19 protein-coding genes and 1 tRNA gene are annotated in these 20,152 nt (G+C 36.6%); 3 read left to right on the forward strand and 17 right to left on the reverse strand.

The window, feature by feature from the left end:
• Positions 1–90: 90 nt before the first annotated feature.
• The 6 genes from QVA17_RS10310 to QVA17_RS10335 form a co-directional block, all read right to left on the reverse strand.
• Entirely contained in the window at positions 91–1,377 is a 1,287-nt protein-coding gene (locus tag QVA17_RS10310) for a S41 family peptidase (RefSeq protein ID WP_287388724.1), read from the reverse strand.
• A gap of 20 nt (positions 1,378–1,397) precedes the next feature.
• A complete protein-coding gene (locus QVA17_RS10315; RefSeq protein ID WP_287388725.1) occupies positions 1,398–2,633 on the reverse strand; it encodes a murein hydrolase activator EnvC family protein in 1,236 nt (411 codons plus the stop codon).
• A gap of 252 nt (positions 2,634–2,885) precedes the next feature.
• Positions 2,886–3,791, reverse strand: coding sequence for a permease-like cell division protein FtsX (gene ftsX, locus QVA17_RS10320; protein ID WP_287388727.1), 906 nt, complete (start codon positions 3,789–3,791; stop codon positions 2,886–2,888).
• Positions 3,781–4,467 (reverse strand): cell division ATP-binding protein FtsE, encoded by a 687-nt coding sequence (gene ftsE / locus QVA17_RS10325; protein WP_027431917.1) that lies wholly within the window; start codon positions 4,465–4,467, stop codon positions 3,781–3,783. The genes ftsX and ftsE overlap by 11 nt, the downstream gene beginning before the upstream one ends.
• Positions 4,468–4,499: 32 nt before the next feature.
• Entirely contained in the window at positions 4,500–5,591 is a 1,092-nt protein-coding gene (locus QVA17_RS10330; protein ID WP_027431918.1) for a PucR family transcriptional regulator, read from the reverse strand.
• A 377-nt stretch (positions 5,592–5,968) separates the two neighbouring features.
• Entirely contained in the window at positions 5,969–7,084 is a 1,116-nt protein-coding gene (locus QVA17_RS10335) for an ABC transporter ATP-binding protein (RefSeq protein ID WP_027431919.1), read from the reverse strand.
• A 406-nt stretch (positions 7,085–7,490) separates the two neighbouring features.
• On the opposite strand from QVA17_RS10335, the gene QVA17_RS10340 reads away from it, so the two are divergent.
• Positions 7,491–7,667 carry a YjfB family protein gene (locus QVA17_RS10340; RefSeq protein ID WP_074520443.1) on the forward strand — a complete coding sequence of 59 codons (177 nt, stop codon included), beginning with the start codon at positions 7,491–7,493 and terminating at the stop codon, positions 7,665–7,667.
• A gap of 183 nt (positions 7,668–7,850) precedes the next feature.
• On the opposite strand, the gene QVA17_RS10345 is transcribed toward QVA17_RS10340, so the two are convergent.
• The 8 genes from QVA17_RS10345 to QVA17_RS10380 all read right to left on the reverse strand — a co-directional run bounded on the left by QVA17_RS10345 (position 7,851) and on the right by QVA17_RS10380 (position 15,055).
• Positions 7,851–8,807: a type II CAAX endopeptidase family protein gene (locus tag QVA17_RS10345; RefSeq protein WP_287388733.1), complete on the reverse strand. Its 957-nt coding sequence runs from the start codon at positions 8,805–8,807 to the stop codon at positions 7,851–7,853.
• Entirely contained in the window at positions 8,798–9,175 is a 378-nt protein-coding gene (locus tag QVA17_RS10350) for a RidA family protein (protein WP_027431921.1), read from the reverse strand. Before QVA17_RS10350 ends, QVA17_RS10345 begins: the two co-directional genes overlap by 10 nt.
• A 152-nt stretch (positions 9,176–9,327) precedes the next feature.
• On the reverse strand, positions 9,328–10,155 hold the full coding sequence (locus tag QVA17_RS10355; RefSeq protein ID WP_287388734.1) for a CvfB family protein: 828 nt from the start codon (positions 10,153–10,155) through the stop codon (positions 9,328–9,330).
• A gap of 147 nt (positions 10,156–10,302) precedes the next feature.
• Positions 10,303–10,375, reverse strand: a tRNA-Gln gene (locus QVA17_RS10360).
• A 105-nt stretch (positions 10,376–10,480) separates the two neighbouring features.
• Complete coding sequence (locus QVA17_RS10365) at positions 10,481–11,020, reverse strand: hypothetical protein (protein WP_027431923.1); 540 nt, start codon at positions 11,018–11,020, stop codon at positions 10,481–10,483.
• Positions 11,021–11,279: 259 nt separating this feature from the next.
• Positions 11,280–12,752: a DHHW family protein gene (locus tag QVA17_RS10370; RefSeq protein ID WP_287388736.1), complete on the reverse strand. Its 1,473-nt coding sequence runs from the start codon at positions 12,750–12,752 to the stop codon at positions 11,280–11,282.
• A gap of 96 nt (positions 12,753–12,848) precedes the next feature.
• On the reverse strand, positions 12,849–14,324 hold the full coding sequence (locus tag QVA17_RS10375) for an MBOAT family O-acyltransferase (protein WP_287388738.1): 1,476 nt from the start codon (positions 14,322–14,324) through the stop codon (positions 12,849–12,851).
• 65 nt (positions 14,325–14,389) lie between these two features.
• Positions 14,390–15,055 carry a YesL family protein gene (locus tag QVA17_RS10380; RefSeq protein WP_287388740.1) on the reverse strand — a complete coding sequence of 222 codons (666 nt, stop codon included), beginning with the start codon at positions 15,053–15,055 and terminating at the stop codon, positions 14,390–14,392.
• Positions 15,056–15,277: 222 nt separating this feature from the next.
• Between QVA17_RS10380 and QVA17_RS10385 the strand changes: the two genes are divergently transcribed.
• The gene (locus tag QVA17_RS10385) at positions 15,278–15,970 is read left to right on the forward strand and encodes a hypothetical protein (RefSeq protein ID WP_287388742.1); all 693 of its coding nucleotides are present in this window, start codon (positions 15,278–15,280) and stop codon (positions 15,968–15,970) included.
• Between the two features lie 133 nt (positions 15,971–16,103).
• Here QVA17_RS10385 and QVA17_RS10390 read toward each other — a convergent pair whose 3' ends face one another.
• The gene (locus QVA17_RS10390; RefSeq protein WP_287388744.1) at positions 16,104–17,048 is read right to left on the reverse strand and encodes a GNAT family N-acetyltransferase; all 945 of its coding nucleotides are present in this window, start codon (positions 17,046–17,048) and stop codon (positions 16,104–16,106) included.
• A gap of 96 nt (positions 17,049–17,144) precedes the next feature.
• Between QVA17_RS10390 and QVA17_RS10395 the strand changes: the two genes are divergently transcribed.
• A complete protein-coding gene (locus QVA17_RS10395) occupies positions 17,145–17,666 on the forward strand; it encodes a peptidylprolyl isomerase (RefSeq protein WP_027431928.1) in 522 nt (173 codons plus the stop codon).
• A gap of 130 nt (positions 17,667–17,796) precedes the next feature.
• Here QVA17_RS10395 and QVA17_RS10400 read toward each other — a convergent pair whose 3' ends face one another.
• The gene (locus QVA17_RS10400) at positions 17,797–18,594 is read right to left on the reverse strand and encodes a TPM domain-containing protein (protein WP_287388747.1); all 798 of its coding nucleotides are present in this window, start codon (positions 18,592–18,594) and stop codon (positions 17,797–17,799) included.
• Positions 18,588–19,664, reverse strand: a complete 1,077-nt coding sequence (locus QVA17_RS10405) for a hypothetical protein (protein WP_287388749.1) — start codon at positions 19,662–19,664, stop codon at positions 18,588–18,590. The genes QVA17_RS10400 and QVA17_RS10405 overlap by 7 nt, the downstream gene beginning before the upstream one ends.
• Positions 19,665–20,152 lie beyond the last annotated feature (488 nt).

The following is a 20,152-nucleotide window of genomic DNA, read 5'->3' on the forward strand; positions in this document are numbered from 1 at the left end:
CTGCTACTGCAGACAAATTCCTGTCCGAATCCGTGCGCATCCTCGCGGAGCGTTTAACTCAGTCGGAGCTTGTACTCCGACTGAGTTAAACTACTGATTAGCTAACTGATCTTTTACGTAATTAATACCTTCTTCTAGCTGATTATCAGTATCACCGCTAGAATCTAGTTCTACAGTAATATCTGGTGTTACACCAACTCCGTGAATGTCCTGACCCTTTGGTGTGAAGTACTTAGCGATTGTGTACTTAATTGCGCTACCATCTGTAAGTGGCTGAATTGTCTGAACAATTCCCTTACCAAAGGTCTGTGTACCAATGATTGCTCCAAGCTCGTAATCCTGAACTGCTCCAGCAAAAATCTCAGAAGCACTGGCACTGTTGCCATTTACTAAAACTGCCACTGGAATTGTAAGCTCGTTGTTATCATCGCCTGAATAGTTTGTTCTATTACCGTCAACGTCCTCTGTATAAACGATTAGGCCATCTGGTAAAATGTATTCAAGCATGTCAACTACTGTGGATAATACACCACCTGGGTTATCTCTAATGTCAATTACAAGTCCTACCATTCCCTGTGCCTCAAGGTCTTCAATAGCATCAATAAACTGGTCTGTTGTTACCTCGTCAAACTGACTAATAGCAATGTAACCAATGTTATCTTCCATCATCTGATATTCTACAGTCTTTACATTAATCTCATCACGAGTAGCTGTAATTTCAAGATTCTCGCTATCTCTAATAATTGAAAGCACTACATCAGTACCCTTGTCTCCCTTAATTAAAGAAACCGCTGTGGAAAGATCTAAATCTAAAACACTTTGTCCATCTACTGCTGTAATCTTATCTCCTGCCTGAAGGCCTGCAGCCTCTGCTGGGGAATCCTCAATAATAGCTACAACCTGAATTGTACCATCTTCATTCTTCTGGCATGTAGCGCCGATTCCATAGAAGGTACCTGTTGTAGATTCAAGTAAGGACTTGTATTCTTCAGCAGTATAATAAACTGTATACTTATCACCATATGAAGAGAGATAAGCCTTATAGATAGCTTCTGCAGCTTCCTCTGAGTCTACATTTTCAAAATAAAACTTGCTATCAAGAACGGATTCAATAGCGTTTAACTTAGCTTCTACTTCTGAGCCAATGCCTGAATCATCAGTAGTTGCATCGGACTGCACGTAAACCGAACCATCTGTAGAAATGTGTAAATATCCATTCTTTAAAAGTACCACTACAGTTACGCATAAAACTACAACCATAACAAGTATAGTTGATAAAACTCCAAGGAGTACGCCACGAGCCATGGCTCCTTCATTAACTACTTTTACCTCAGGCTTAAGCTCTGACTTTGACTCTTCATTAAAATTCTCTTCCATTTTTTAACTTCCTAACTAATTTATTTGCTTAAATAATTCCATGGACTTACATAACTACCATTTAAACGTACATCAAAATGTAAATGCACACCTGTGGAGTTACCTGTTGTTCCCATAAGTCCAATCTTTTGTCCCTTAGTAACGTAATCACCTACGGATACTAAGAGGGATGAGCAGTGAAGATATCTAGTATATAGGCCATCGCCGTGGTAAATCATAATGTAATTACCAGCGGATGCGCTATAAGTTGAGATAACTACCTTGCCATCATAGGCTGCGTAAATTGGATCACCAGCAACACCTACTTTAACAGCACCAATATCAATTCCCTTATGAGGAGCTGATCTTCCATCTGTATCACCATAATCTGAAGTGATTCTTGTGGACGTTGTTGGCCACTTAAATTTACCGCCATCATAACTTGTAACAGAGGACTTTGCTGCCTCCTCTGCTTTAATCCTTGCTTCCAACTGTCTTGTAGTTGCCTCTAAGGCCTCATTTTCAGCCTCAAGACGAGAATAATAACTCTCCTCTGCTGCTACTGTATTATTCAAGTTAGTAAGCTGTGTCATCTTAGTTGACTGAAGAAGACTAAGAGCGCTCATCTGATCCTGCAAATTTGTCTGCATGTTTACAAGCTCTTCCTTATCTGCCTCTAGGTCAGTCTTTGTCTGTGCGATATAGTCTATTGTAGCCTTATACTTTTCAAGCATCTCTCTATCGTACTTTGATAACTGATTAATATACTCAGCCTTACTTAACAAATCCGCCATATCCTCAGCGTTAAGTAGCATTCCAAGATATGTCTCATCATTGTGTTCATACATAAACTTAATTCTAAGTTTCATCTGTTCATACTGAACCTTGGCATCTTCCTCCGCCTTTGCTAATTCCTCTTCTGTTGTCTTGATAGTAGCTTCCAAATCCTGTATCTGAATGTCAAGCTCATATAAAGAACTGCTAATAGTCTCCATCTGACTATCTAGTGATGAGATATAGCTCTGAATATCACTTACTTGTCCCTGAAGGTCTTCAATATATTTCTTGGTTTCCTCCAATTTAGATTGAACGTCCTCCTGCTGCTTTTTGGCATCTTCCAAATCTGACTTACTATCGCCCAAAATTATCTGCGTTGTTGCTATAAAAGGTGCAATTAACGCCAAAACCATTATAGCCAGTGCACATTTTTTACATATAAGACCCATCATTTTGAAAATGGATCTCTTCCCCAATAAAAACTTCATGCCTGCCATCATGTTACCTCCTCTCCTAAAGGTCTCATGTCTAAAACACTCTAACTATCCCCTTTATTTATTATTGTCCCATCCGTCTATCTCACTAACTAATTATAACATAAATATTATGATTTATTATTGTTTTTTTCATAAACTTTAATTTTTATTTTTACAATTTATATTTCATTGATTTTGTAAAAAAAGGACGCGTCTAAATTAATAAACGCGTCCAAAATATTCTTAAAATTACTATTGAAAAATTCTATTGAAAAATTATACGTCAGCATGCTTTCTTACAGCAAAGAATGTTCCAATAATACCAATGATGATTCCAAGGAATACTGACACTGGAACAAGTACGTTAAATACTGCATTAGCATCAAGGAAGTTAAGGATGTTCTTAAGTACTGAGAACTTACTTAATACATAATTAACTAATCCTGCGTAAATGTATCTAAGAATGATAGTTGGAATTAAAGCACCAACTAAACCAATTACAATACCTTCTACGAAGAATGGCGCATTAACGAAGGCATCCGTTGCACCGATATACTTCATAATTGAAATCTCGTCCTTACGAACTGTAATACCAATAACGATTGTATTAGTAATAAGGAAGATAGATACTGCAAGTAAGATTGCTACAATTGCAATAGCAATATAACTTACAAGTCTTGCAGCTGATGCAAGTCCTGTCGCTGTAGCTTCTGACTTATTAACCTGTCTTACGCCTTCTAGATTCTCAAGGTACTCAACTAATGTTGTCTGATCGTCTGCATTATTTAAGTAAACTTCATAAGAGGCTGATTTTGCAAGTGGGTTATCAGAGAAACCTTCTGCAAGTTCTGGATAATCAGCAAAATATTCTGACTTAAAATTCTCCCAAGCCTCTTCAGCTGAAGTATAGTGAATTCTACTAACTTCTGATCGCTGACTAATTGTATCACCAAGCTTTAAAATACCTGTCTCATCTAAATCTTCATCAAAGAAAACTGTTACACAAATTTCACTCTCAGCACTTTCAATCATATATTGAAAGTTAGCAATTAATGAGTAGAAAACTCCAAAAAGGAAAATACATGCTGCGATTGTTGCCATAGATGCTAATGAGAACAATCTATTACGATGGATATTCTTGAATCCATCAACTATATGATACCATAACGATCTAATCTTCATAGAAATAACCACCCTTTTCCATATCACTTATAATCTTACCTTCACTCATAGTAATTGTTCTCTTACGCATCTGTTGAACAATTTCCATGTTGTGAGTAACAACTAATACTGTTGTTCCCTGCTTGTTAACCTGGTCAAGAATTCTCATGATTTCATTAGAGTTCGCTGGATCAAGGTTACCAGTAGGCTCGTCACATAATAAGATTTCTGGATTATTTACAAGGGCTCTTGCAATAGCAACTCTCTGCTGCTCACCACCAGATAGCTCGTTAGGGAAGGACTTATACTTATCAAGTAAGCCAACCATTGAAAGCATGGCAAGGACTCTACCCTTAATCTTACGGCTAGGTGCCTCAACTACTTTCTGAGCAAATGCAATGTTATCTGCAATGTTTCTATCAGGTAAAAGTCTGAAATCCTGGAATACAACTCCAATATCTCTTCTTAAATATGGAAGCTTCTTTCTAGTAATCTTATTAAGAAACTTCTTATTAATGTAAATCTTACCTGATGTAGGATCTAATTCCTTAAGCAATAGTTTAATAAGAGTAGATTTACCTGAACCACTCTTACCTACGATAAAGACAAACTCACCCTTCTGAATGTGAAGGTCGATACCATTAAGCGCAGGAACGCCAGTGGTATATGTCTTTGTGACATTTTCCATTATTATCATTGTTAAACTTCCTCCATTAATCCTCTACCATTCTAGTATTGGTCTTTACTCTCCATATATTTCATATACTTTACAACCATTAATGCAATCTTAAATGTAATTGCATCGTCAAATACTCTTAAATCAAGGCCTGTTGTCTTCTGGAGTTTATCAAGTCTATATACCAATGTGTTTCTATGGATATAGAGCTGTCTAGATGTCTCTGAAACATTCAAGCTGTTATCAAAGAACTTATTAATTGTAGACAATGTCTCTTCGTCAAAGTCATCTGGAGACTTTGCTTCAAAGATTTCCTTAATAAACATCTGACATAGTGGAATTGGTAACTGATAAATAAGACGTCCAATTCCTAATCTGTTATATGCAACAACATTCTTATCTTCGTAGAAAATCTTTCCTACATCAAGGGCCATCTTAGCTTCCTTGTAAGAACGCGATACTTCTCTAATATCATTAACGATTGTTCCGTAAGCAACATGAGCCATGCTCATAGCTTCTGTGTTAAGCATGTCGATAATAACTTCAGCTATCTTGTCTAATTCTTCATAGCTTTCATTACCCTTAACTTCCTTAACTAAAATAATACTCTTCTCATCAACTGCTGTAATAAAATCCTTAGCCTTTGATGCGTATAAGCTTCTTACTATCTCAAGTGCGTTAGTGTCTTTCTCATGCTTAGTTTCAATAATATATACAACTCTCTTAACGTCAGTTTCAATGTGAAGCTTCTCAGCTCTAGTATACATATCAACTCTAAGTAAATTATCTAATAAAAGATTCTTGATAAAGTTATCCTTATCAAAGCGCTCTTTGTAAGCTACTGTTAGGTTCTGAACCTGAAAAGCAGCCATCTTACCTATCATATAGATGTCATCACTTGTTCCCTTAGCAAGCACGATATACTCTAAAGTAATATCATCCATAACCTTAAAGAACTGATAACCATTAACCACTTGACTCTCAGCTGGTGAATCAATAAAGCTTATAGCATCTGCTATACAATCCGATACATCATCAAAAGTTTTAGCTGCAACCTTACCATCAGCATCAATGACGCATAGATCAACTCTTGAAATTGCTTTAAGTCCATCTACTGTTGTCTGTAAAATTTGATTTGATACCATTCTTCACCTCGTAATCTTGATTTGGTTTATAAACTCTATGCCCTCTCTATCTCGGCAAACAATATATAAAAAATGTAATCATCATATATCAATTACCAACATTTAGGAAGTAGCTCTAAATCAGCCTTTTATCCCTATCCTAAATACACACCTAATATTGTATAGCATATTAACTAAAAATAAAAGTAAAAACAAGTAATTTTTACAATTTTTTCAATTATTTTTATTGATAAAGTATATTTTTTAGTAAAGAAAGCAAGAAGGATTTTATATAAGATTAAATATTTAGACAAATAAAAAAGGTGTGTAACATAAGTTACACACCTTAGTAATCGTTACAACTTCTAATATATTAATCTCCCTAAATATAGCAATAATTAGTGAGTAATGATCTGCTCTGTTTCCTTATCGAATACGTGGATTCTTTCAACAGCCATAGCTAATGTGATTGTATCCTTAACTCTTGCAGTTGTTCTAGGATTTACCTTAGCTGTACATGTCTGACCATTGATATCGTAGTGAAGGTTAACTTCAGCACCAAGTAATTCGTAAACCTTAACTACAGTCTGGAACTTACCATCTGCATGAGCTTCGATAAATTCTTCGTCATCCTTAATATCCTCTGGACGGATACCAGCTACAACTGTCTTACCAGCGTAACCGCCATCGATTAACTTCTTAGCCTTGTCAGCTGGAAGCTTAATAACAACGTCTTCAGCTAACTTAAGTGAAGCTTCTGAACCATTAGCAACAACTTCTGCATCGATTAAGTTCATCTGAGGTGAACCAATGAAACCAGCAACGAATAAGTTCTCTGGTAAGTTGTAAAGGTTCTGTGGAGTATCAACCTGCTGAATTACACCATCCTTTAAAACTACGATTCTTGTACCAAGTGTCATAGCTTCTGTCTGGTCATGAGTTACGTAGATGATTGTTGTTTCAAGGCTCTGGTGAAGCTTTGAGATTTCTACTCTCATCTGTACTCTTAACTTAGCATCAAGGTTTGATAAAGGCTCATCCATAAGGAATACCTTAGGTGAACGAACGATAGCACGACCCATAGCAACTCTCTGTCTCTGACCACCTGATAAAGCCTTTGGCTTTCTGTCAAGTAAGTGCTCAAGATCAAGAATCTTAGCTGCCTTACGAACTGCTTCATCGATTTCTGCCTTAGGTGTCTTTCTTAACTTAAGAGCAAAAGCCATGTTATCATATACTGTCATATGTGGATATAAAGCGTAGTTCTGGAATACCATAGCGATATCTCTATCCTTAGGCTCTACATCATTTACTAACTTGTCATCAATCCATAATTCACCAGAACTGATTTCCTCAAGACCAGCGATCATACGGAGTGTTGTTGACTTACCACAACCTGAAGGACCAACGAAGATGATGAATTCCTTGTCAGCGATTTCAAGGTTAAAATCCTTAACAGCTACGAAGCCGTTAGAATATACTTTACAAACGTTCTTTAAAGATAAACTTGCCATTATTGTTTCCTCCCGAAATATCATAAATGTGGGCTACCCGTGCCCTCATGGTTAATAATATACAACAACTGCATTTTCAAAAGCTATATCAGATTTAGCCAAAGATTAAAGTTTTAATTTGACAAATATGTCAGTCGGTCAGTTTTACTGTTCATTTTTAACAAAACAATCAAGTCTCTATATGTTAACATTCACAAATAGCGCAAATTTTTTCTGTTATTTAGACCAACTTTTAGCAAGAAAAGGCATAAAATATCCATTAACAAATATCCGATTTTCTTGCATTTTTCTTATTCTAATGATATTATTTAAATACAAAAAGGCGATAACTTAATATTCGGACTTACAAAGGTCTTTTTAGCAAGAACAATGGAATGTTCTAAAGTAAGAAACGGAGGCGTTATAAATGGTTATTGGAGGCATCTCCACTAACATAAGTACCACAAACGTCCAAAGCGATGTATCCGTGCTTATGTTACGTAAACAGCTTGATACCGTAGAGCAAGGAGGCGTTGATCTTACAAAAATGATGGAGCAATCCGTCAACCCGGAAGTAGGTTCAAACATTGATTACTCGGTATAAAAGTAACAACTTAATAAAAGAATAATAATCAAATTCTAGACCGGTATAGAATTTGATATGATTAGAAGTAACCTTCCGGCATCTGGACATGTCTCATGCCTAGGGAAAGTTACAGAAGTAAAAAGCCCCGACTATTAGAACGTCACCTAATAGTCGGGGCACATTTTTATTATGAAAATGTATTTAAGCCGCAACTGCTACAAATACCATGTAAACAAAGCAAACTATCATTCCCAAAACAAGAGGTAAGGTAATTAGTCTTTCTTTCTTCTCGTCCTGAGATACATTTTCACAGTTTGAGGCAATCTGCTCTCCTGTCTCTCTCTTAATTCTACTCTTCTCAAGATACTCAATTATAAGTAAAACAAGGCCTAAGAAAAGCATACCAAGAACTAATAAAATAGCTAAGCCAAGTAAAGTAACTCCTCCTACACTAGAATCTGTGCTTGTCTGCTGGCTAGCCTCCTGAAGGGCTGATGCATTTGCACTAGAGAAGTAACTTACTGTTACAGAAAATGTATTAAATGCGAAATGCGCGCACATAGAGGAAAGGATTGAGCCCGTAGCCTCTGTGAGCTTTGCAAATACTACACCCATGAAAGTTGCATATACAAACTGGTCGAAATTCATATGGAAAAAGCCGAATAAGATGGCACTTAAAAGCATAGCCTGAAAGTATCTCTTAGTCTTTCTGTAAGTTCCATAATAAAGACCTCTAAATGTAAATTCCTCAACAATAGCCGGCATAACTGCGATTAAAATAATCTGAATTATTAAGGGATATGTTGAAACCTCTGAAACTGTCTGCTGTGCAGCATTTTCCACAAATAAACTAGTAATATTTGTAAGGAATAAAGACATAGGAATGATTAGGTAACCAATGATTATTGAAAGAATAATCTCCTTGATTCCTAGCATTTTAAATCTTAGGTCCTTAATTCCTGTCTTTGTAATTAAGCAAAAGCCAAGAAGCATAATTACAATAACTAATTCATTTTGTATAAAAAGGACAGCGCTTGTCATTTTCCCAATAACGCCCATGCTAATAAGAGCGCGCTCAATTAATGCGATTGCGACATTCAAGAAAATATAGCCAAAGATGAAAATCGGAAAGAAAATATTAACCTTTTTTATTTCCATGCAATAGCCTCAACCTCTAGTAAGACATCCTTTGGAAGTCTTGCAACCTCAACACAAGAACGTGCTGGGAATGGTTCCTTAAAGTAGTTTTTATATATTTCATTTATCTTTCCAAAATCGTTCATTTCCTTGATAAAGACTGTAGTCTTTACAATATTCTCTGCCTTTGAGCCTGAAGCCTCAACTAAGTTAATTAAGTTCTTGAATGCCTGATTAGCCTGAGCTTCTACTCCTCCCTCAACTATCTGACCAGTTGGTGGATCAACTGGGATTACACCTGAAGTATAAACCATACCGTTTACTTCGATTGCCTGAGAATAAGGTCCGATTGCGCTTGGAGCCTTATCTGTGCTTATAACTTTTTGCATAATTGCCTCCTTTTGCCCCATGGGGCTCATTTTTCTTGACCCTAGGTTCATGGGTCTGTGCTTATAAAGCATTGTATAAATTTTATAACAATTAAGCGGATTGTACAAGTTTACAATCCGCTTATCTTTTATCATATTAATTTGTTAACGCATTACTTTATTATATCAATTGTCGATTCGTTAATCTTAACCTTACCTTCTTTTAAGAGACGGCCAATAGCTCTCTTAAAGGCATTCTTACTCATATTAAAATGTTTCTTAATAATTTCAGGATCTGCCTTGTCTGTAAATGGAATGCTACCGCCAAGCTTCTTCATCTTATTGTAGATAAAAGTTGAATCCTCATCCATCTGGATATAAGCCTTCTGCTTTAAGCTAAGAACAAGCTTACCATCTTCTCTAACTCTTGTAACACGACCAAATACTTCATCCCCTACATGAATCTCTTCAAAGACTTCATTCATAGGAATAAAGGCCTGATACTTATTATCTACAGCCACATAAACTCTGTAATCTGGTGCAATACCTACTACAGTTCCTGAAACTGCTGAATCCTTAACGTAATTACTATCTGTTGTTAAGTACTTATTAACCTTCATAGAAGCAGCAAGTCTGTTACTCTTATCAATATATAAGCTAACTAAATATTCCTTGCCCTTCTCTGCCTTAACAGGCTGCTCCTTAAAAGGCATAAGTAAATCCTTCTCAAGACCCCAATCAAGGAAAGCACCAATGTTACTTATCTCTGATACCTTAAGTCTTGCAAGCTCACCAAGCTTAATCTTTGGTGTTCTTGTTGTAGCAATTAATCTATCTGAAGAATCTAGATAAACGAAAACTGTTAATGCATCGCCTTCCTCTAAATCTTCTGGCACTTCCTTCTTTGGAAGTAATACTTTCTCATCCTTAGTGCCTAAATAGACACCGAAATCCGTCCTATTCACAACATTAAGACACTGTACCTTACCTAACTCAATCATCTTAACCTCCTTTGGTTCTGCCTCATGAACCGCCTTACACAAACCCTAAAAGTAGCATAGATTTCTTATAGGGCATTAATCATAGTTTACTTGGCTTTAGTTAAAAAAAGCCATAAAAAAACCTCCGCAAAGCTGCGGAGGTTCTAGCTGGGCTTGAGGGATTCGAACCCCCGAAATGCTGGAATCAGAATCCAGTGCCTTACCACTTGGCGAAAGCCCATTATCGTTAGCGACGAAAAGAATTATATCACGCTAACAATATTAATGCAAGTACTTTTTTCATTTATTTTTTGATTTTTTCAAAAATACTTGTTATTTGGCAAAATTAGCACAACTGCTTGGCTGTATTCTTAATTGTTAAGCAAGAATACATAGCAACAATAACAATTAAAGCCTCTGTTACAGTAGACTGTAATGAAATTGTAGACATGAAGATAAAGTAGTGTGCAAATACAAGTGCTGCTACTACAAACCAGATTACCTGATAATTTCTTGTAGCGGCCTGTCTACCCTGTACCTTAGCTTCCATCATAAGTGCCTCTATAAAATAATAAGTGTAATAAATAGCAAATATTACAGAAATACCAATTGCAATTGAATGCATTGTATCCTCAATTGTAGAATCCCAAGCTAAGCAGTTAATTAGCTGTGAGGCAATAGCTCCAACAAATCCTAAAATTGCCACCACAAAAGATTTCTTAGCTAGTGAATTAAGCTTCTTAAAGTCCTTAGAGCCCAATATTATAAGTGCAAAACCTAGGGTATCATTAGTTACATCAATTCTTATATCACCAATAGTAATTAAGAATCTCACTAAGATTAGGAATACACCTATTAAAATTAAATTCAAACTCTTCTTGTTCATATTATTCCCACTTTCCTTTTTAAACGGATTCTACAGGTCTACTAAAGGATTTAAATCCCACCTAAGATAATCCGTCATGCTACTAGAAAACGTAGCTTTTGCGCCTACATTTTCACAAAGAATATTGTAATAGAATAAGTAATTACGGTCAATTACAAATGATAACTATTAATTATTTTTATAAATATTTAATGCCCACCAAAAACTTGATGGGCATTAAACGTGGAAAAAAATTATGAAAAAAAAATTTTGGAAAAAATTATTGGCAAACATTTGCAAGATCATTAATTCTTGCAGATGTTGATGTCGCTGTAACATTGTTAATAAATAGCACTGTACCTATGTTGTACTGGTCTACAAGCTCTGATACTGTACCCTGATAATATCTGTAGTCGATTACGTAGACATTCTGGAAATTCTCTGTAAGGTAAGGAACAAGGGCATTACCAAAGGATTCCTTAATCACAAGGATGGAAGAACCATCATTAATATTAGGATTTGTGATTGTAGAATAAGAATTATCTCCTCCAATAAATGCGCTGTATTTACTTGTGATATTCCAGCCTGTTACATCAGTTACGACATTGTAGTTAGTAAGCACATTGTCGCTATTAACAAACTGCATCTTATTAGTTGATGGTGGCACGTAAGCCACGAAGTTGTCTGGCGAACCATAAAGGGATGTGGCCCTTGTCTGAGTATAAAAGCTACCAACAAAATTGCCGCAGTCAAGTCTTGTAAAGCTATCAAGGCTTGCAGGGCTCTTGCCAATCTGTGTCATGAAAGCACCATAGGCATAGTAAGCACCAAGGCTTGTCCAATGGTGATCCGTTCTAAAGTAAATGTATTCATTACGGTGTTCTCTAAGTAAATCGTAAATGTAACATTTTCCCACTTTGTTATTCATCTTGCTAAACATGTAGAGAATAGCTTTCTTTTGATTACTACTTGAGATGCTGTTTCTTGTGGCATCATCAAGAGTGATATCTATACTTGTAGGCACAATCATGTCGTAAACCTTAGCCTTGCCGTCCAAAGTATTAGCCAAGTTATTTACTATGTTTGCGTACCTATCTGATTCTGATTGTAAAAATGTATAGTAGTTGTAGGCACTATCTTCAACCACAAAGATTGAACCTAGAGACTCACCGGCCTTAGCCGCTGTAGTTCCGTCGGTGTCCTCAACTTCCATACCAACATCGCTTGCCGATATGCTTGCACTATTATAAGAATAATCAGAGATATAAGTCTGATCTGATAGTATTTCTCTTGCAGTTTCTGTCTCAGGATCCTCTAAATCCTCTACAGCATCTGCATTAATTGTTAAATCATATTCTGTCAAATCAACATCAGGAATATCATCACCTACTATAACCTCGCCGTGAATGGAATTTGTCTGAATTCCGTACATATTCTCCAATGTCTCACTGCACACAATAAGATTATCTCTTCCTGGAAATGTGTCTGAGAACCAAGTGTCGATAGCTGTAAAATATTCGCCACTCCAGAAACTCTCAAAAGTAAATGTCGGAAATTTACTTAAGGTTCTTCTCTCAGTTATAGACTCTGTCGGTCTTAATGGTATCATTAAAGATACTGCTGCCCCAATGACAATCATGCTTAAAAAGACGACGATTTTCACGATTGCGGCTTTCTTAATAACGTACTCTCGGTACTTCGCAGTGGTCTTATCGATCCTGCCCTCCACTTCATTTTTTCCTAACAATTTCATTACCTAGCCCTACTCAAAAATTTATGTCCGATTTATTCAATCCTTTCCCTAAAAAGCCCCAGCTTCTCTCCCTAGAAAGACAAGTCCCCACTTGCCTTAGAATCTAAAGTAAATAAATGGATTGTAACTATTACCAATCAAACATACAGTTGATAAGAATAAAAGAACCACAGGAATAACCACATTTAGCACATTATAGAAATATACAAATGCGACCTCCTTATTAACTCCAAAACTTCTTATCTTGTTAGCCAACATCTTAACTGCTGGTGTCACTGCAATAATCACTACAATAAAGAAGATGAAGTTGTTAAGAATGATTGTGTTAGTCTCAAGGTTTGTGAATGCATTTCCATTAAGACCAAACAAGCTCTTAACAAGCTCCTTAATAACTGCAAAATCTTCGAATCTAAATAAAATCCATCCAAAGAAAACCACAATTAAAGTATATATTCTACCGATTACTGCTTTTGCTATATTTCCAATTTTATCAAAAAGCTTCAAAAGAAACAACTTTTCTATACATAAAAATACAAAAAAATACAATCCCCATAGAATAAAGTTAAATGAAGCTCCATGCCAAAGACCTGTAAGGGCCCAAACTACGAACATATTAAAGATCTGTCTCTTGATTCCACGTCTGTTTCCTCCAAGTGGAATGTAGAGATAATCTCTAAAGAAAGTACTTAAGGAAATGTGCCATCTTCTCCAAAATTCAGTAACTGACTTAGAGATGTATGGATAGTTAAAGTTTTCCTTGTACTGGAAACCTGTCATTTTACCAAGACCAATGGCCATATCTGAATAAGCCGAGAAATCAAGGTAAATATAAATCATATATAAGATACAAGTAATCCAAGCACCAAGCACTGTGACCTGACTTGCAAGGCTAGCTGTAGCCTCGTCTGGCAAGATGTCCTTTATAATGCTGGCGCAAGTATTAGCTAAAATAGTCTTCTTTGCAAGGCCTACGCAGAAACGAGAAATACCATCATTCATACTTGTGATGTTAGTCTTTCTCTCCTTTAAATCATCTGCAATATCCTTATATCTAACGATTGGACCTGCAATACACTGATGGAAAAGAGATGCGTAAAGTAAAACTCTTCCATAATTATGCTCCGCCTCAATCTCACCCCTGTAAACATCTACAACATAAGATACTAACTGGAAGGTGTAAAATGAAATACCTACCGGTAAAATTATTTCAGGAATTACCTTTGGCAAACCTGTAAAGTAATTAAAAATCTCACAAAGGAATCCAGTGTATTTAAATACACCAAGAATTAATAGGTTTGCTGCAACTGTAAATCCAAGGGCGAGATTTCTATTCCTAAGATGCTTAGGATTCTCCACATCCTTTGTAAATTTATCAATTGCAACAGCTCCTATGTAACTTACGAATGCTGAGACCATCATAATCAGCAAATATGCTGGTGATGACCACGCATAGAAAATCAATGAAAAGAATAAAATACATAAATTCTTCTTTTTAATGTCTGAAATGACCGCATAACACAAAAGGTTAATTGGCAAAAAAATGTACACAAATAAAAGGCTTGAAAAAACCATAATCCCCTATAACTCCCTCTCTACTCTTATCTAGTTTTCTCTTACTTTCTGATCGACCGTCTTAATTAGTTCTCATCATCTAGCTGACTGTCTTCTTCCTCACCTTCATCACTTTCCTCTTTAGGGGGTTCCTCTAAAGCCTTAAAGATTCTTGCAAAGATATACGAATCCGCATATAGAATAATTGGTATAGTCAAAATCATTACAATAAAATATAAATATGTGAAATATAATAACGCAACAGTGATAAATAGCATAACAATTGTCTGTGGCAAATGATGTACGCAAATTATCAATGCATTCTTTATAGTTCCCATTATAGTATTATTGTATCTTGAAAGCAATGCAAAAGAATACAAAATCACAGCAACGTATATTAAAGCTATACCTATGACTAAATAAATAAATCCAATTGCAACTGTTCCGCCGCCGTTATTGCCCCAGCTCTCAGCAGCCTTAAAATCAGCAAATAAAATAAGTCCGATTATTACAAAAATAAATTCAAGACCAATTCCCTGTATAGTATTCTGCTTAAAAGACTTAAAAAAGTCCTTATAAACATAACTTTCCTCATCTAGCACTAACTTTCTTCCTGCATAGAAAGCCGCTGTAAGTGACGCTCCAACTGTCACAACAGGGACACAGCATAGAACTGTTAATGCAGCCAAAATAATAAAATCACCCATCTTAACAAGGGCTCTAAAAATTCGACCATCTATAAACGAATTCATAACTTCCTCCAAATGTAAAACTCCTAAGCCTTTGGCTTAAATACTTCTCCTAAGCCAGCACACAGCTTAACAGTTATGATTATACTTAATGTAATATTTAAATGCAAAGAATTTTTAGTGTAGTTTCTAAAATGTTTATAAAAGCAGTTTTTAATTAGAAATAATTATGCTAAACTTCAAAAGTAAATCAAAAAATACATTTTCAAAAAAGAGGAAGATTATATGGCAAAAGGAAATGGAGTGCGCGATGAAGTTAAAGAGCAGCGCGCAAAGTTTAAAAGTTTATCTTTTACAAAGAAGATAGGTTATATCTGGGAATACTATAGATTACCTATTTTCGCGGTAATATGTGCAATCCTTGTGGTAGCATCATTTGTATTTGCATACATAAGAAACAATTACGATACAGTCTGTACTATCGTTTCCTGCGATGGTTATATCACAGGCCACCGTACTGACGAAGACGCCCTAACAACAGGTTTTACTAACTATCTTGGAATTGATGGCAAGAAGACTCAGATTGACATCGACTATTCCTACAACATGCAGGGCGACGACCTAGACGGCGCAGTTACAGTAAGTATCAACAAGATTTATATACTAGCTAACACCGGCGACATGGACGGCTTCATGGCGAATTACGAGAATATTCTCTACTTCTGCACCGATGCCGACACATTTTTCCTAGATCTAAGGGAAGTCCTTACAGATGAAGAACTTGACTACCTTTCAGACTACATCATCTACTATACTGATGCTAATGGTGAAAATGTTCCCGTAGCCGTGGACATTAGCGAAGCCCCTGAAATTACAGCTACTGACCTATCAGTAGAGCACCCATGTTACGGCATTGTAAACACATCGCCTAACTATGAGAACGCAGCAGATTTTATTAGATTTGTATTTGATATGTAAAAGCGGTAAATTTTTTACAAAACAAAATGAGACTTTAAATCATAAGAAAAGCCCTAGACTTCGTGTCCGGGGCTTTTTTGATCTAAATTTCCAATCAATCTACATTTCTAATTAATCTACATTTCTAATCTGTCTAAATTTCTAGTCTATAAAGGTTCATATCTCCAATGTCTCTGGCATAAATCCTAAAGCCTAGCTTTTCCACCAAGGCAATGGATTTAAAGTTGTCTCTGTGGATGCAGGCAAAGAGCTCATCGAGATTAAGCATAGTTCTAGCGTACTCAATAGTTGCCTCGCAGGCCTCATAAGCATAGCCCTGCTCCTGATAGTCCTTACCAATAAGGTAGCCAATCTCCTGCTTTGTGGTGTTATCTATTTCACGATTCTCAATACCCACGCGGCCAATTAGCTCCCCAGTTTCCTTTAGGAAAACCAGCCAAAGTCCGTAACCAAAGAAGGTGTACATATTCTGGATGTAATTCTTTACAAACTCACACTCCTCCTCGTAAGGATAGAGCTCCTCCACGAAGTCGCATTCGTTTAAAGACTCGTAGAGCTTATAGTATTCTGGCATGTCCTCTAGGCACATCTCCCTAACAATCAATCTATCTGTAGTAAAGATTTCAAGAGGCTTTCCAATACTTCTAAAAAATACGCTTTGGATATATTCCTCATTCAAATCGTTAACATCAAAAAGCACATATCTAGCAGTTCCGTAATAAGACATTCCAAGGCCGATGTCCGTTTTTTTCAAAATGTTTCCCTGCTTAAAGTCTTCTAATTCAAGGTCTAAATCATGCTTTCTAATAATATCCTCTAAGTCATAATCGCTAATAAAACAAGACTTTTCCACATCTCTGTCCATAATTTTGCCAATTATCCCCGCGAGTTTGTGATTAGTCACATTTTCACAAAGAAGCTTAGCCCCGCTAATCTTGTAACAAGTCAATTCTTTGTCAGCGTTTATGCAAATGTTAACGTTATTCGCCCAGTTAGACATTTCCCTAAAGTCTGGTTCAAATTGAATATTAAAATTATCTTCTATATAAATATAGATGTTTTCTAAGTTTTCAATCATAATTGACTTTTCCTATCTTGTTATTTAGAATTAATATGTTTATACATATATTTTATCATTTATTAAACAAATAATAAATACATGGAGGAATATTCGATGGCACAGAATCCAATAGTTACAATCACTATGGAGAATGGCTCTGTTATGAAGGCTGAGCTTTATCCAGAAATTGCACCTAATACAGTAAATAACTTTATTAGCCTTGTTAAGAAAGGCTTTTATGACGGCGTTATCTTCCACAGAGTTATCGCCGGTTTCATGATTCAGGGTGGCGACCCAGATGGTACAGGCATGGGTGGCCCAGGATACAGCATTAAGGGTGAATTTTCAAACAACGGCTTTAAGAACGACTTAAAGCACACACCTGGCGTACTTTCAATGGCTAGAACAATGATTCCTGATTCAGCAGGTTCACAGTTCTTTATCATGCACAAGAATTCACCACATCTTGATGGCGAATATGCTGCCTTTGGTAAGTTAACAGAAGGTGAGGACGTATTAGAGGCAATCGCTACAACAGACGTTGACTGGAACGATAGACCACTTACACCACAGGTTATGAAGACTGTTACAGTTGAGACTTTCGGTGTTGACTATCCAGAGCCAGAGACTCTTTAATCATTTTTGAAAATGTTAAAAGAGACATGCTATAGAAAGGATTTAATCCTAATTTATAGCATGTCTCTTTTTTTCAATTTCAAGTCATCTGCTCTTCTCGCAAATTTTAGCTTCAAACCCTCTGTAGCCCTTAGAAGTGGCCGCCGGAACTTCCAGAATTTCCGCCACCGTGACCTCCGCCGCCGTGGCCGCCACCACCGTGGTTTGTCTCGATTTTTCTTTTTACCACCGTTGTATTTATAAAAAGATCTCTTCTATCATTCACCTTAAAATTGTGGTTCTTTGCATAAGTCATCTCATTAGTTGTGGCCTTTGCCTTATTATTGCCCACCATAACAAAGATGGCAATAGCAGTAATTACCACTGATACAAAGAACTTTATAAGAATTCCATCAAGGATTTTCTCTAGTAAAGTTGGGCTATATTCTCCGTTAATAATTGCCCTCTTTATGTTATTTACGTATTTTGAAAATGCAGTGTAGTAGTCACTGTCTGATAAATACTCCTCAGAAATTTCTCTTATTTCATCTAAATCTGACTGACTAAAACTAGTTTTTGCAATGCCTGAAGTTATGATTCTATCTGCTCTTGAACTCATATCTACAGCGTAGGCACAAGCATCCACTGTTGTAGAATCTTCATTATAACCATAGTCACTCTCTAAGATATCACGGATGTAGCTATCCATGTTGCTTCCATCATAGCCCTTACTCATGGTAATAATCACAATGTCGCACTGAGCTTCCTTAGAAGCCTTGGCACACAATTTCTCAAGCTTAGTCTCCTCACTATCTGAAAGGAGATTGGCATTATCTATGACATAATCTTTTGTAGTGTCTGCGTATACATTTTCAGAAGTAAAAATGCAACTAAATATAGAAACTAACAACGCTAGTAGAATTAAACTTACCTTAATCTTTTTTACCATAATAATAAGCCTCCTATGTTAATAATTACAAAGGCCAGTATAAATATAAGAAGGCTAAAAAATACGGTTCTCTTTGTGCTGATTGGTCTGTCGGCTACGATTTTACCTGTCTGTCCGTTTAGGAAGAAGCTGTAGTCCTTGCCGTTGAAGCTGTAATTTAGCATCCATACTGGAAGGAGGACGTAGTCGTGACCTAGATTTCTAATATTTTCTCTTTTTCCAAGTATGTTAACAGTTGTGTAACCCTGAATTGTATCCCTTGCAATGTCAGAAATATACTTGCTTGCTCGAACCTTGGCTCTATCCTTTAGCTCGTCGCTATTGTAGTTATATCTTTCAGATAAATAGCCCTGAAGGTAGCCGCCCTTAAAGTCCACAAGGTCAGCATAATTGTAGGGTTCAAGCATATCCATCTGCTCATCCGGCATCTTCTTTGAAGCATCCGCTGGCAACTTGTCAAACTCTGCAGTTACGTCGCGGTAAACCTGGAAATGATCTGTGTAAATGTATTCCGTATCCCCACGTCTAATTGTACGAACGCGAGTAGCTGCGGCATTAACCTGAGCATTGGCATCAAAGTCGTAGAGCCAGAAAGGAACGTAAACACCGCTGATTTTCTCAATCATGCTCTTTTTAGATAGAGTCTTTGGTGTAAGGGGTCCCTTCTTTAGCCAATCCTTATAGATAGAAACTGCTCTTTCCCTGTCTATCTTAAAAGGAATGACGTACTCTGGGCTAAACTCCCCTTCTAGTCTTTCCTCCACTAGAGTTGGATTGCCGCAATAAGAACAGAAAGTAGCTGATGTGTACTTATCTGTAACAAGTTCGGCGCCGCAGCTCTGACAGTGGAAAATTTTCATGTTAGATTCTGAAGCTGTTTCATCTCTTTCTTCCCCTTTGAAATCAGCCTCATCTGCCTTTCCAAATTCCTTATCTAACTCTTTTATATAGTTATCATAGTCTGTCACTGATAGATTCGCGCCACAGCTAGGACAAGCTAGCTTTTGTGTCTTTGAATCAAAGGACATGGCCGCCCCGCAGTTGGGGCATTTATATGTTGTTACTGCCATAAATTTTCTCCCATTTCTTTAGGAAAATGTAGTATTTTTCCTATAAAAAGAATTCTACTTAACTTTAAAGGAAACGTCAATATTGCTAACTGCACGTTAAAAGCCACTGTTTATCATATTTAGCACAGTTCATAGTTTATTCATATTGAATTAAATAAATCTTTACAGCGAACTCATAGCTTATTAATTTTTCTTCCGTATACTACAAGAGTAGAAGATTTATACAATACAAACGACATGAAAAACACTTTTTGTTTTTTCATAAATCGAGTTGCATGAGAATGCAGCTCTCCTCCCTCTTTTCATCGTCTGTCCCACGACAGACGATGTTTTTTGCGCCAGCTTGAATTAAATATATATGACGACTGTAAAGCGGACATTCGGAATCCGCTTCGCTACTTCCTCATGAACGCAGTGGCACTTTGTGCCACCTGTCAGAAGGGGCTTTAACCCCTTCTGACACTAGTAAGCTTTATACCCCCGCTTAA

Source organism: Lachnospira sp., assembly GCF_016290755.1.
Taxonomy (GTDB): domain Bacteria; phylum Bacillota; class Clostridia; order Lachnospirales; family Lachnospiraceae; genus Lachnospira; species Lachnospira multipara.